Origin of the sequence: Caballeronia arvi (assembly GCF_001544695.2) — a bacterium.
In the GTDB taxonomy this organism is placed as follows: Bacteria; Pseudomonadota; Gammaproteobacteria; order Burkholderiales; family Burkholderiaceae; genus Caballeronia; species Caballeronia arvi.
Genome location: NZ_FCOM02000019.1, coordinates 110,818 through 124,975 on the forward strand (window position 1 = coordinate 110,818; position 14,158 = coordinate 124,975).

General features: G+C 63.2%; 11 protein-coding genes. 8 read left to right on the top strand and 3 right to left on the bottom strand.

From position 1 onward, the window contains the following. The first annotated feature begins 126 nt into the window (after positions 1 to 126). The 7 genes from AWB74_RS21585 (at position 127) to AWB74_RS21615 (ending at position 7,250) form a co-directional block, all read left to right on the top strand. A complete protein-coding gene (locus AWB74_RS21585) occupies positions 127 to 900 on the top strand; it encodes an L-iditol 2-dehydrogenase (RefSeq protein WP_061148764.1) in 774 nt (257 codons plus the stop codon). A gap of 335 nt (positions 901 to 1,235) precedes the next feature. Continuing rightward, entirely contained in the window at positions 1,236 to 2,495 is a 1,260-nt protein-coding gene (locus AWB74_RS21590) for an ABC transporter substrate-binding protein (RefSeq protein WP_235024649.1), read from the top strand. Between the two features lie 75 nt (positions 2,496 to 2,570). Further along, positions 2,571 to 3,509 carry a carbohydrate ABC transporter permease gene (locus tag AWB74_RS21595; RefSeq protein WP_061148765.1) on the top strand — a complete coding sequence of 313 codons (939 nt, stop codon included), beginning with the start codon at positions 2,571 to 2,573 and terminating at the stop codon, positions 3,507 to 3,509. After that, positions 3,506 to 4,357 carry a carbohydrate ABC transporter permease gene (locus tag AWB74_RS21600; protein ID WP_061148766.1) on the top strand — a complete coding sequence of 284 codons (852 nt, stop codon included), beginning with the start codon at positions 3,506 to 3,508 and terminating at the stop codon, positions 4,355 to 4,357. The genes AWB74_RS21595 and AWB74_RS21600 overlap by 4 nt, the downstream gene beginning before the upstream one ends. A gap of 10 nt (positions 4,358 to 4,367) precedes the next feature. Further along, complete coding sequence (locus AWB74_RS21605) at positions 4,368 to 5,081, top strand: HAD family hydrolase (protein ID WP_087039133.1); 714 nt, start codon at positions 4,368 to 4,370, stop codon at positions 5,079 to 5,081. A gap of 48 nt (positions 5,082 to 5,129) precedes the next feature. Next, positions 5,130 to 6,266: an ABC transporter ATP-binding protein gene (locus AWB74_RS21610; protein WP_061148767.1), complete on the top strand. Its 1,137-nt coding sequence runs from the start codon at positions 5,130 to 5,132 to the stop codon at positions 6,264 to 6,266. Positions 6,267 to 6,398: 132 nt separating this feature from the next. Continuing rightward, positions 6,399 to 7,250, top strand: a complete 852-nt coding sequence (locus AWB74_RS21615; protein ID WP_061148768.1) for an MOSC domain-containing protein — start codon at positions 6,399 to 6,401, stop codon at positions 7,248 to 7,250. Positions 7,251 to 7,257: 7 nt separating this feature from the next. On the opposite strand, the gene AWB74_RS21620 is transcribed toward AWB74_RS21615, so the two are convergent. From AWB74_RS21620 to dalD, 3 genes are all read right to left on the bottom strand, one after another. Continuing rightward, on the bottom strand, positions 7,258 to 8,205 hold the full coding sequence (locus tag AWB74_RS21620; RefSeq protein WP_061148769.1) for a sugar-binding transcriptional regulator: 948 nt from the start codon (positions 8,203 to 8,205) through the stop codon (positions 7,258 to 7,260). 765 nt (positions 8,206 to 8,970) lie between these two features. Then, positions 8,971 to 10,452 carry a xylulokinase gene (gene xylB, locus AWB74_RS21625; RefSeq protein WP_061148786.1) on the bottom strand — a complete coding sequence of 494 codons (1,482 nt, stop codon included), beginning with the start codon at positions 10,450 to 10,452 and terminating at the stop codon, positions 8,971 to 8,973. A gap of 176 nt (positions 10,453 to 10,628) precedes the next feature. Beyond that, positions 10,629 to 12,008 (bottom strand): D-arabinitol 4-dehydrogenase, encoded by a 1,380-nt coding sequence (gene dalD / locus AWB74_RS21630; protein WP_061148770.1) that lies wholly within the window; start codon positions 12,006 to 12,008, stop codon positions 10,629 to 10,631. A 367-nt stretch (positions 12,009 to 12,375) separates the two neighbouring features. Between dalD and AWB74_RS21635 the strand changes: the two genes are divergently transcribed. After that, positions 12,376 to 13,920, top strand: a complete 1,545-nt coding sequence (locus AWB74_RS21635; protein ID WP_061148771.1) for an FGGY-family carbohydrate kinase — start codon at positions 12,376 to 12,378, stop codon at positions 13,918 to 13,920. Positions 13,921 to 14,158: the final 238 nt, after the last annotated feature.

Sequence of the window (14,158 nt, forward strand, 5' to 3'; positions counted from 1 at the left end):
AAACCTTTGCCGATGCCTTGACACGATCACGCACAGCGCCGATCATTCGATCAAACAGCGAGCAATTGTTCATTCGCGGAGCGTTCGCTCACTGCGAGAGGGCGAGGCAAAAACTCGGAGACATCGGTGAGACTGAAAGAGAAGGTCGCCATCATCACGGGCGCCGCGAGCGGCATCGGCGAGGCTGTCGCGCGGCGCTATCTGGAGGAAGGTGCGCGGGTCGTCGTCGTCGACGTGAAGGACGAGCAGGACATGGCGCAGCGCTTCGCCGACGTCTCGGCGCACGTGCTCGCGCTGAAGGCCGACGTCACGCGCCGCGACGACATCGAGCGCATCGTTGCGCGCACCGTCGAGCGTTTCGGCGGCATCGACATTCTCTTCAACAACGCGGCGCTTTTCGACATGCGCCCGATCCTCGACGAATCCTGGGACGTCTACGACCGCCTCTTCGCGGTCAACGTCAAAGGCATGTTCTTTCTGATGCAGGCCGTCGCGAAGCGCATGGTCGAGCAAGGGCGCGGCGGTAAGGTCATCAATATGTCATCGCAGGCCGGGCGGCGCGGCGAAGCGCTCGTGTCGCATTACTGCGCGACCAAGGCGGCGGTGATCAGCTACACGCAATCGGCGGCGCTCGCGCTCGCGAAAGAGCGCATCAACGTGAACGGCATCGCGCCGGGCGTCGTCGATACACCCATGTGGAACGAGGTCGATGCGCTCTTTGCGCGCTACGAGAATCGTCCGCTTGGCGAGAAGAAACGGCTCGTCGGCGAGGAAGTGCCGCTCGGGCGCATGGGCTCGCCCGCCGATCTGACGGGCGCGGCGCTCTTTCTGGCGTCATCGGATGCGGACTACATCACCGCGCAGACGATCAACGTCGACGGCGGCAACTGGATGAGTTGATGCACCGCTTGCGCGCTGCATGCGGCTTGAAGCGCGGAAAGCACCGTCTATAGTGAAACGGCGTCGCGTCGAATGCGGCGATGCTGCGAAAGACAAAAGGTCCACAACGGTGATGGCAGGCGCTGCACAAGGATAAACACGGCAACCAGCGGCATACACGGCACGCGCGGTCATGTCACGAGAGACACCGCTCGCGCCCGTGCCAACAAAAACGGAGACGAACCATCATGAAACCGACTCAAAAGCGCACTCAACGCATCGTTCGGGCACTACCGCGGACACGTCGCGCCGCCACCGCGCTTTCCGCCGCGCTGGCCGCTGCCGCGCTCGTGCCGATGTCGGCGCATGCCGCGACCATCACCATCGCTACGTTGAACAACCCGGACATGATCGAGCTGAAAAAGCTCGCGCCGGCTTTCGAGAAGGCGAATCCGGACATCCAGTTGAAATGGGTGATTCTCGAAGAGAACGTGTTGCGCCAGCGCGCGACCACCGACATCACCACCAACAGCGGCCAGTTCGACGTGATCACGATCGGCACGTACGAGGCGCCGCAATGGGGCAAGCGCGGCTGGCTCTCGCCGATGACAGGCCTGCCCGCCAACTACGATCTCGACGATGTCGTGAAGACCGCGCGCGATGGCCTCTCGTACAACGGCACGCTGTTCGCGCTGCCGTTCTACGTCGAAAGCTCGATGACGTATTACCGCAAGGATCTGTTCCAGGCGGCGGGCCTGAAGATGCCGGATCAGCCGACCTACGATCAGATCAAGCAGTTCGCCGACAAGCTCACCGACAAATCGAAAGGCCAGTACGGCATCTGCTTGCGCGGCAAGGCGGGCTGGGGCGAGAACATGGCGTTCGTCACGACGGTCGTGAACACGTTCGGCGGCGAGTGGTTCAACGAGAAGTGGCAGGCGCAGCTCGATACGCCCGAATGGAAGAAGGCGGTCGGCTTCTACGCGGATCTGCTGAAGAACGATGGCCCGCCGGGAGCGAGCTCGAACGGCTTCAACGAGAATCTGACGCTGATGTCGTCCGGAAAGTGCGCGATGTGGATCGACGCGACCGTGGCCGCCGGCATCCTCTACAACAAGGCGCAATCGCAGGTGTCGGACAAGATCGGCTTCGCGGCCGCGCCTGTCGCCGTCACGCCGAAGGGCTCGCACTGGCTGTGGTCGTGGTCGCTCGCGATCCCGAAGACGTCGAAACAGCAGGAAGCGGCGAAGAAGTTCGCCGCGTGGGCGACATCGAAGGAATACATCGAGATGGTCGGCAAGGATGAAGGCTGGGCGTCCGTGCCGCCTGGCACGCGCAAGTCGACCTACGCGCGCCCCGAGTACAAACAGGCCGCGCCGTTCGGCGACTTCGTGCTGAAGGCGATCGAAACCGCCGACCCGAACGACGCGACGCTCAAGAAGGTGCCGTACTCCGGCGTCCAGTTCGTCGGCATTCCGGAGTTCCAGTCGTTCGGCACGGTCGTCGGTCAGTCGATCGCGGGCGTCGTCGCGGGCCAGACGAGCGTCGACAACGCGCTGAAGGCAGCCAATGCGGCGGCGGATCGCGCGGTCAAGCAGGCCGGTTACCAGAAGTAACTTCAGACACAACGTCAGTACGCGGGCCGCGTCTGCCGATGCGGCTCGCCAGCATCATCATCGAGAGGTGTCACGATGAGTCAACTGAATCCCCCCATCACCGATCATCATCTGGAGGAGTCCGCCGCCGAGCGCGACAAGCGGCGCGCGAAGTCGGTGCGCTGGCTGATTTCGCCATCGACGGGACTGCTGTTCCTGTGGATGGCCATTCCGCTCGCGATGACGATCTGGTTTTCGTTCTCGCGCTACAACCTGCTGAATCCCGATGTCAAAGGTTTCGCGGGCTTCGATAACTTCGAGTTCCTCGTCACCGATCCGGCGTTCGGGCCGTCCATCGGCCATACGTTGACGCTGATCATCTCAGTGCTCGTGATAACGGTCGTCGGCGGCACGCTGCTCGCCGTGCTGTTCGATCGCAAGTTCATCGGGCAGGGCATCGCACGTCTGCTCGTGATCGCGCCGTTCTTCGTGATGCCGACGGTCTCCGCGCTCATCTGGAAGAACATGATCCTGCATCCGGTGTACGGCCTGATCGCGGGACTCATGCGCTCGATGGGCATGCAGCCGATCGACTGGTTCGCCGAATATCCGCTCTTCGCGGTGATCGTGATCGTCGCGTGGCAATGGCTGCCGTTCGCGTTCCTGATTCTTTTCACCGCGATTCAATCGCTCGATCAGGAGCAGAAGGAAGCGGCGCGCATCGATGGCGCGGGTCCGTTCGCGATGTTCTTCTTTATTACGCTGCCGCATCTGAAACGCGCGATCGCAGTCGTCGTGATGATGGAAACCATCTTCCTGCTGTCGATCTTCGCGGAAATCTATACGACCACCGGCGGCGGCCCCGGCACCGCGACGACCAACCTGTCGTACCTGATCTACGCGCTGGGCCTGCAACAGTTCGACGTCGGTCTCGCATCGGCGGGCGGCATTCTCGCGGTGATTCTCGCCAACATCGTCGCGTTCTTCCTCGTGAGAATGCTCGCGAAGAACCTCAAAGGGGAGTACGAAGCATGAGCACGCAATCGGTTTCTGCACCGCCGCGAGCCTCCGCGCTCGATCACGTCAAGAACATCGTGCCCGGCATCGTCGCGTGGATCGTGTCGATCCTGCTGTTCTTCCCGATCTTCTGGATGACGATCACCGCATTCAAGACCGAGCAACAGGCGTATTCGTCGTCGCTGTTCTTCACGCCGACGCTCGATAGCTTTCGCGAAGTGTTCGCGCGCAGCAATTACTTCGGCTTCGCGTGGAATTCAGTGCTGATTTCAGTGGGCGTCACGTTGCTCTGCCTGATTCTAGCGGTGCCATGCGCCTACGCGATGGCCTTTTTCCCGACCAAGAAAACGCAGTCGGTGCTGCTGTGGATGCTCTCCACGAAGATGATGCCGTCGGTCGGCGTGCTCGTGCCGATCTACCTGCTGTGGAAGAACACGGGCCTGCTCGATACGGTTTCGGGTCTCATCATCGTGTACACGTTGATCAATTTGCCGATCGCCGTGTGGATGGCCTACACGTACTTCAACGAAGTGCCGAAGGACATTCTCGAAGCAGGGCGCATCGACGGCGCGACGACGTGGCAGGAGATCGTCTATCTGCTGATGCCGATGGCACTCCCCGGCCTTGCATCGACGGGCCTGCTGCTCATCATCCTGTCGTGGAACGAGGCGTTCTGGAGCATCAACCTGTCGAGTTCGAACGCGGCGCCGCTCACTGTGTTCATCGCGTCGTATTCGAGTCCGGAAGGCCTGTTCTGGGCGAAGCTCTCGGCGGCTTCGCTGCTCGCGGTCGCGCCGATTCTGATCGTCGGCTGGGTCTCGCAGAAGCAGCTCGTGCGCGGTCTTACGTTTGGCGCGGTGAAGTGAGGGTGCGAGCGTGAATCTCACTCCACTGGAACGGGCCAATCTCGAAGATCGTCTGCTGATCTGCGATTGCGACGGCGTGCTCATCGACAGCGAAGCGGTGGCGGCGCGCATGCTCGTCGCCGAGTTGCAGGCGGTGTGGCCGGGCGTCGATGTCGAGCCGGTCGTGATGCCGCTGCTCGGCCTGCGCATCGAGGCGGTGCTCGCGAGCGCCGCCGATACGGTCGGACGTACGCTGACGCACGATCAGGTCGTCGTAATCCGGCGCTCCGTCGAAGCAGCGGCGATGCAGGCGCCGGCGGTGCAGGGCATCGCCGAAGCGCTCGCGGCCGTGCCGTTCACGAAGGCGTGCGCGAGCAACAGCTTTTCGACGTATGTCGATGCCGTGCTGCAACGCACCGGCCTCGTGCGCTTCTTCGGCGAGCGGCGTTTCTGCGCGGACATGGTCGAGAACCCGAAGCCCGCGCCGGACGTGTACCTCGCGGCGGCGCGCGCGATGCGCGTCGATCCGCTGCGCTGCCTTGTCGTCGAGGACAGCGTGACGGGCGTCACGGCGGCGAATGCGGCGGGCATGCCGGTGCTCGGCTTCATCGGCGGCGGCCATGCAACGGAAGGACAGATCGGCGCGCTGGAGAGAGCGGGCGCGCTGCTCGTATTCGATGACATGACGCGCCTGCCACTCTTGGTCGATCGATGGCTGCAAAACGCGACGTTCGAAATCAGATAGCGTCCGACGCGGTTCGACACCGCGCTGAAAGCATAGGAGACACACATCATGGCTAGCCTGACACTGCGCAACATCAGCAAGCGTTACGAAGAAACCGAGGTGATGCGCAACATCAACCTCGATATCGACGACGGCGAGTTCGTCGTGTTCGTGGGCCCGTCGGGCTGCGGCAAGTCGACGTTGATGCGCATGATCGCCGGTCTGGAAGACATCAGCGGCGGCGAGCTGATGATCGACAGCGCGCGCGTGAACGAGTTGCCGCCCGCGAAGCGCGGCATCGCGATGGTGTTCCAGTCGTACGCACTCTATCCGCACATGACGCTCTACGACAACATGGCGTTCGGCCTCAAGCTCGCGGGCGAGAAGAAGCCCGCGATCGATGCCGCCGTGAAAAACGCCGCGAAGGTTCTGCACATCGACCATCTGCTCGATCGAAAGCCGAAGCAGCTCTCCGGCGGCCAGCGTCAGCGCGTGGCGATCGGCCGTGCGATCACGCGCAAGCCGAAGGTGTTTCTCTTCGACGAACCGCTTTCCAATCTCGACGCCGCACTGCGCGTGAAGATGCGCCTCGAATTCGCGCGCCTGCACGACGATCTCAAGACGACGATGATCTACGTGACGCACGATCAGGTCGAAGCGATGACGCTCGCGGACAAGATCGTGGTGTTGTCGGCGGGGAATATCGAGCAGGTCGGCACGCCGAACACGCTGTATCACGCGCCGGCGAATCGCTTCGTCGCGGGTTTCATCGGCTCGCCGAAGATGAACTTCATGTCGGGGACGGTGGCCGCGGTGCAGAACGACGGCGTGCTCGTGAAGTACGCGACGGGCGAGACGCAGCTCGTCGGCGTGCTGCCGGGCAATGCGAAACCGGGCGACGCGGTGACGGTCGGCGTGCGTCCGGAGCACCTGCAGCCGAATTCACCGGAGGCGGGCGAGTATGGTTTGTCCGCTTTGGCGATGACGGTCGAAACGCTCGGCGATGCAGCTTATCTCTATGCCGAAACCGAGGTCGCGCCCGATGGATTGATCTCGCGCATTCCGCCGCTGGAAAAGCACGCGCGCGGCGAGAAGCTGAAGCTGGGCTCGGCGCCGGATCATTGCCATCTGTTCGACGCGCAGGGGCAGGCGTTCACGCGCAAGGTCGTCGATTCGTGGCTGCGGGAGCATGCGACGGCGGCTTGATGTGCGTCTGATGGCCTACACAGCGCCGTTCGTCAGAGCGGCGCTTTTTTCTTGAACGTTGCATACGCGCGATAATCGCGGTTCCGACCGGCCACACCCGATGGCCGGCGCCGATCCCACACGATAATCGCCATGCCCGTCCTGAACGAACTCTTCGTCTATCCGATCAAGTCTTGCGCGGGCATCTCGCTGCGCCGCGCGACGCTCTTCGACACGGGTCTCGAATACGACCGCCACTGGATGGTGACCGACGCGCAGGGCGGCATGTTCACGCAGCGCGCGCATTCGCGCATGGCGTTGATCAAAACCGCGTTCGATGGCGACGATCTAATCATCGATGCGCCCGGCATGCCGACGCTGCGTACGCCCTTGCAGGCTCAGGCGCTCGCGGATGCGAGGCCGATGCGCGCGACCGTGTGGGGCGATACCGTCGATGCGCTCGACACCGGCGAGCACACGGCGCAATGGTTCACCGGGTTCCTCGGCCTGCCCGCGCGCCTCGCGCGCTTTGCACCGTCCGCGCGCCGCGATGTCAGCGACGAATGGACGGCGCCGCTTTCCGCGCACACGCGCTTCGCTGATCAGTTCCCGTTGCTGGTGGTCGGCCAGTCATCGCTCGACGATCTCAACGCGCGCTTGTCGGCCAGGGGCGCGCCGGGCATCGCGGCGAATCGCTTCCGGCCCAATCTCGTGATCGGCGAACTCGATGCCTACGAGGAGGACTATGTTGCCGAGATGCGCATCGGCGACGTGCAATTGCGGCTCGTGAAACTGTGCACGCGCTGCCCGATTCCATCGATCGATCAGGAGACGGGCGCGCCGAATCCGTCGTGGCCGCATGAACCGCTCGACACGATGAGCGCGTATCGCGGCAGCGATCAGTTCGACGGCGCGCTCACGTTCGGCAAGAATGCGATCGTCGTGGGTGGCGAGGGCGTCGTGCTGGAGGTCGGGCAGGAGGTGGAGGCGGAAATCGCGTTTTGAGGCGGCTTCACGCCTCCAGCGCCGCCTTCGCGCACAACTCATCGGTCACGAGCCCCGACAGCCATTGTCCGTTCAATGCCGCGATCAACGCGTCGCGCTTGCGCTGCCCGCCTGCGAACCCGATCGTCGGGCGCTTGGGCGGCGAGTCGAGCGCGAGGCTCGTCGCGCGCGCGCCGGTTTTCGACTGCACGCGGCGGCCGTTCGCATCGATCGGCAGGCCGAGCCATTCGGCCACCGCGCCCGCCGACACCAGCTCGTCGACTTCCGCGCGCGTGATGAAGCCGTCCTCATGCAGCGGGCAGTTCACACCCACATTGCCGATGCCGACGAACGCCACGTCCGCTCGGTGCGCGAGTTCATCGACGATGCGATACAGCCGGTGATTGACCCATTGTGCGCGCTCGGCGACGCTGTCGGCCATGAGCGGCGCGGGCAGCATGAAGTGCTTGCCGCCGGTTTTCTCCGATAGCTGCTGCGCGACGTCATAGCGGTTCGACGAGCCATCCTGCGCGATCGCGCCGACCATCGACACGAAGCGATGCTGCGGCCGGTCGATCTGCCCGATCTGCGCGACGCATGCCTTGAGCGTGCGGCCGCTGCCGATCGAGACCACGAGCGGTTTCTCATCGAGCAGGTAGCGCTCCATCACTTGCGCGCCTGCCACAGCGAGCTTGCGGTCGATTTGTTCAGGCGCATCGCCGTCGATGGGCACGACTTCGCACATCGCGAGGCCGTAGCGGTCGCTGAGCGCTTTTGCGAGCGACAGGCAATCCGCGATGCGATGATCGACGCGCACGCGGATGAGGTTCTTTTCGACCGCGAAGGCGACGAGCCGCTGCGCCACCGGGCGCGAGATCTGAAGCTTTTCGGCGATCTCGTTCTGGGTGTTGCCGGCGACGTAGTAGAGCCACGCTGCGCGCGTCGCGAGATCGAGTTTTTCGGTGGATTTGGCCACTGTGGGTTTGGTTTGGTTTTTTTGCTTTTGCTTCTTGCGGGGCGTTCGCTTCGGCTTTCGTGGAACCTGATTTCGTGTTGGTTTATTAGCTTCGCCCCTATGCGGGGCGGTAGTCACTTTCTTTGCTGCTGCAAAGAAAGTAACCAAAGAAAGCAGCTTCTCCCAGCCTAAGCACTTCATGCCGGCCGCGGCACAGGCGATTGACCTAATGGCCCCCGGAGTAGCGAGTGCCCTCGTAGGGCTCACCGGGCTTGGATCGCGCACGGTCCGTTACATCGCGCCGCACTACTGACTGGTTCAGCACCTGAAAGCTCCGGCCCGCTTCGCGGCCGACCGGTCAATCAGGTTTGCGTGAGCTCGCGTATTTGCTACGCCCACCGTTGGTTTCCCTTGCATACCCGGCGGCAGCGCGCAGCGCTGTGCCGAAGCTCTTTCGTGCTGAACCAGTGTCCTTCGGGTACTAGCTTGTCAGACCGTGCGCGGTCCACGCCGCGCGAGTTTTGCGGGAACACTTGCTACTCCGGGTTCCATTCAGCCAATCGCCTGTGCCGCGGCCGGTATGAAGTGCTTAGGCTGGGAGAAGCTGCTTTCTTTGGTTACTTTCTTTGCAGCAGCAAAGAAAGTGACTGCCGCCCCGCATAGGGGCGAAGCTAATAAACCAACACGAAAACAGGTTTCACGTAAGCCCAATCAGGCAGAGCAAGCCAACGATAGCAGGCGCCGCCCCGCGCACAAGTTCCATAGAAGCCCAAACGCCCCCCAAAATCAAGCCAACCGCGGCCTCGCGGGATCGAACAACGGCCTCACATGCTGATACAACTCCCGAAACCCCTTCAACCGGTCCCGCAACATCTCATGCCGCGCCGCATCCGGCGTAAATTCCTGTTTGATCTCGGGCTTCGCGAGCACCGTCGCCGGATCGCCGCCCGCCGCGAGCCAGCCGAGCCGAGCCGCACCCAGCGCCGCGCCGGTCTCGCCGCCGCCGTGGGTGCGCGTCGGGGTATCGAAGGCATCGGCGAACATTTGCGCCCAGTAGGCGCTGCGCGCGCCGCCGCCAAGCATCGACAATGCGCGGGCCTGCGTGCCCGCCGATTCCAGCGCATCCAGTCCATCGGTCAGCGAGAGCGTCACGCCTTCGAGCACCGAATAGCCGAGCAGCGCGCGATCGGTCGCATGCGTCATGCCGAAGAACACGCCCTGCGCATACGGATCGTTGTGCGGCGTGCGCTCGCCGCTCAGATACGGCAGAAAGAGCGGCGCGGACGGCAGCGCGTCGGCGGGCAAGGCCTCGATTTCCGCGAGCAGCGTCGGCTCGTCGGTCGACGTCAGCTTGCACACCCAGCGCAAACAGCTCGCCGCCGACAGCACCACGCTCATCTGATGCCAGCGATCCGGAATCGCATGGCAGAACGCATGCACCGCCGATGCGGGATTCGGCCGGAAGCGATCGCCGATCACGCACAGCACGCCCGACGTGCCGAGCGACAGGAAGCCATCGCCGGGATCGGTCGCGCCGATGCCCACCGCGCTCGCGGCATTGTCGCCGCCGCCCGCCGCGACGACCACGCCATCGCGCAAACCGAACTCGCGCGCAAGCTCGGGTCGCAGCGTGCCCGAAGGCGCGCTGCCCTCGGCCAGCGACGGCATCTGCTGGCGCGACATGCTGCACGCGGCAAGCAACTCGTCGGACCAGTCGCGGCGCGCGACATCGAGCCAGAGCGTGCCGGCCGCATCCGATGGATCCGATACTTTCGTGCCCGTCAAATGCATGCGCAGATAGTCCTTCGGCAGCAACACGCACGCGGTCCGATTGAAGATGTCAGGCTCGTTGTGCGCGACCCACAGCAGCTTCGGCGCGGTGAATCCGGGCATCGCCAGATTGCCGGCGATCTCGTGCAAGTTCGGCGCGCGTTCGTAAAGCTCGGCGCATTCCTTGTCGCTGCGCATGTCGTTCCAGAGGATCGCGGGGCGCAGCACGTTGTCGTGCGAATCGAGCAGCACCGCGCCGTGCATCTGTCCCGAGAGCCCGATGCCGCGCACTTGCGCGAATTCAGCCGGAAACTTCTCTTGCAGCCTGAAGAGCGCGGCGCGCGTGCCTTCCCACCAGTCGAGCGGATTCTGCTCGGACCAGCGCGGCTTCGGACGCGAAACGGTGAACGGCGTGCCCGCCGTGCCGATCACGGCGCCGTCGGCGGCGAGCAGCAGAACTTTCACTTCGGACGTGCCGAGGTCGATGCCTAAGTACATGAACGGTCCCTTAGTCGTTGCGGGAAGAAGCCCGGCGAAAAACCAGGAGCGCAGCCAGTGCAGCGCGGCGGGAGGCGCTAATTTACCGCCGCGCGTCGCGCCGCGCCATGAGCACATTACCCGAGCGGCGCGGCGCGCGCTTCACGATGACGCTTAACGCAGTGATAACACCCTGCTTATGGCCGGTTCTTCAGCCACGCATCGACCTTCGCGACGGCATTGCGCATCACGCGCTCGAGCCCATCCGTCTGCGCCATACTGCCCCACAAGAGCTTGTCGGCGGTGAATGCCTTGATCGGATCGGGCGCCGTGAAGAAGCCGTGCGCGACGGCCGGGTCCATCACGCCGTCCTGATACGTGTAGGGCAGCTTGCCTTCATGCCAGCGTTCGAGAAAGCGGAAGAAGAGCGCGGGCAGGATCGCGGTCGAATCGGGATCGACGTTGCGCGCGAAGCATTCAGACAGCGTCGGCGCGATGAAGCCCGGCAGCTTCGAAAAGCCATCGGCCGCGACGCGCTGATTCGTGTCCTTGATATACGGATTGCTGAAGCGGTCGAGCACGACATCGCGATACTTCGCGAGATCGATCGGGCTCGGCGTGAGACAGGGAATCACGTCCTCGGTGACGTAGGCATCCGCGAGCGCGCGAATCTCCATGTCTTGCGTGCCTTCGTGAATGTACTGAAGGCCGACGAGCGTGCCCGCCCACGCGATGCAGCTATGACTCGCGTTGAGGATGCGGATCTTCGCCTCCTCGTACGGATGCACCGATTCGACCATCTCCGCGCCAACTTTCTCCCACGCGGGCCGTCCCGCGATGAAATTGTCTTCGATCACCCACTGGATGAACTTCTCGCCCATCACGGGCGCTTTGTCATCGAAGCCGGTTGCGGCTTTCACGCGCTCGGCGACATCGGGCGTCGGGCGCGGCGTGATGCGGTCGACCATCGCGTTCGGGCACGACGTATTCGCGATCATCCACTCGCGCAGCGCGGTCTCGCCGCGCCGTTGCAGGAATTCGAGCATGCCGGCCTTGAAGCGGTCGCCGTTGCTGCGCAGGTTGTCGCAATTCTGCAGCGACACCTTGCCCGCGCCGTTCTTCATGCGCGCCTCGAGGATCGCGGCGAGCGCGCCGTAGATCGTCGTTTTTCCGCCCTTGAGATCGGCGGCGAGGTCGGCGTTGGCGGTGTCGAGCTTGTCGTGCTCGTCGAGGTAATAGCCGCCTTCCGTCACGGTGAAAGAGACGATCTTCGTTTTCGGGTCCGCGCCCACGGCGATGAACTCAGCCAGATCCGCCGACCAAGGCACGACCTTCCTGATCGCGCGGATGGTCTCGTACTCGCGCTCGCCCTTCGGCGTGACGGTTTCGAGCGTGTACTCGCCGTTTTGCGCGGCCAGCGCGTCGAGCACGGCGTTCATGTCGCCGCGAATATTGCCGACGGCGAGCGACCAGCTTTTGTCGCCTGACGCAATCAGTCGATGCAGATACCACGCCTGATGCGCGCGATGAAAAGACCCGGCGCCGATGTGCAGGATCACGTTGGCTTCGCTAGTCATGTCGTCTCTTCCTCTGATTGGCTGTGCGCCCGTTCTTCGCGGACGGCAGTTCGCATCGACGCGCGCTGGCGGTCAAGGCAGATGAATGAGCATTTGCCCACTGAATGATCGAATGATCGTATTCGCACTCGGGAAAGTCAAGGCGCCGCGTTGTCTTAGATTTCCTGCGATGCGGCGCAATTCGCGCGCCGCGTGGCATGCGATTGCGGCGTGAGCGTGCGCGCCGGGGCAGCGCTGCGCCGCACCAATTGCGACGACGAACGCGGATCGGGAATAACCCGGATAGGCAACGTGACGGCCATTGAACGAAGGTGCGTGAGCCAGTGCTTCAACGATAGGCGCAAAAAACAGCCCGCGGGAGACAGACATGGATTACGTGATCGGCATCGACATCGGCACGCAGAGCACGAAGGCGTTGCTCGTCGATACGAACGGCGCGATCGTCGCGCAGCATTCGAGCGCCTACCATCCCGACACGCCGAAGCCGTTGTGGGCCGAGCAATGGCCGTCGGTCTGGTTCGATGCCGTGACGGAGTGCATCGCGGGTGTGGTGTCGAAGGCGCGCGAGAAAGGTGTTGCCGCGAGCGATGTGAAGTCGCTTTGCGTGAGCAGCCTGTACGGAGGTTCGGGCATTCCCGTCGACGAGAACATGGAGCCGCTTTATCCGTGCCTCATCTGGATGGACCGGCGCGCGACGGCGGAAGTCGACTGGGTGCGCGAGCATGTCGACATGAAGCGGCTGGAGTCGATCACGGGCAATGGCGTCGACAGTTATTACGGCTTCACGAAGATGCTCTGGCTGCGCAAGAATCAGCCGGACGTGTGGAGTAAGACGCGTCATTTCCTGCCGCCCAACGCGTTTGTGATCCAACGTCTGACGGGCGAGATCGCCGTCGATCACAGTTCGGCGGGCAATCTCGGCGGCGTGTATGACGTCGCGAAGCGCGCCTGGTCGCACGAGGCGCTCGACATGCTCGGCATTCCTGCATCGATGATGCCGCAGCGCCTCGTGGAGTCATCGGAGGTGGTGGGCGGGCTTTTGCCGCGATGGGCCGACGAGCTCGGCCTTGCTGCGGGTACGCCGGTCGTCGCGGGCGGCGTCGATGCAGCCGTCGCGACGTTCGCGGCAGGCGTGACGAAGGCGGGCCATCACGTCGCGATGATCGGCACGAGCATGTGCTGGGGCTATATCAATCAGACCGTCGATGCGAGTCATGGACTCGTATCGATGCCGCATGTCTACAACGGCAAGCACGATCTGTATGTGTTCGGCGGCGCGAGCACGGCGGGGCAGTGCGTCGCGTGGTATCGCGATCAGTTCTGCCAGGGTGAGATCGCCGCGGCAAAGGCGATGCCGCATGGCGATCCGCATCGGTTGCTGGAAGAGGCGGCGTCGAAAGTTGCGGCGGGTTCGGATGGCGTCGTGTTCCTGCCTTATCTGATGGGCGAGCGCAGTCCGGTCTGGGATGCGCGCGCTTCGGGGACGTTCGTCGGGTTGAATCTGTTTCATACGCGGGCGACGCTTTATCGCGCGGTGCTCGAAGGGGTTGCGTTTGCGTTGAAACACAACATGGAGGCAGGGCGGCGTGGGGCGCAATCGCTCGATGATCGGCTGATCGTCGTGGGCGGCGCGGCGCATTCGGATTTGTGGATGCAGATCATCGCGGATGTGACCGGGTATCCGGTGCTTTCCATCGAGCAGGACGTCGAAGCGGCGATGGGTGCGGCGTTGCTTGCTGCGTTGGGCGTTGGATTGGTTTCGCGTGAGACGGCTGAAGGCGGGTGGGTCACGCTTGTTGAACGGGCTCAGGTGGATGCTGAGCGGCAACTCGTTTATTCGGAACGGTTTGAGGTTTATCGGGAGCTTTATCCGGCGTTGAAACCGCTGATGCATCGGTTGAGGGGGAGTTGATTTTTGTTTTTTGTTTTTGCTTTCGCTTTCGCTGGATCCCGTATTGGTGTTGGTTTATTAGCTTCGCCCCTATGCGGGGCGGCAGTCACTTTCTTTGCTGCTGTGTATAGACCGGGGACATGGGTAACAGGTGTGTCAGGACATGGGTAACAGGTGTGTCAGGACATGGGTAACAGGTGTGTCAGGACATGGGTAACACATTTAGCTCCTCTGGCTGCCACGTTTCAAGCTGATCGTA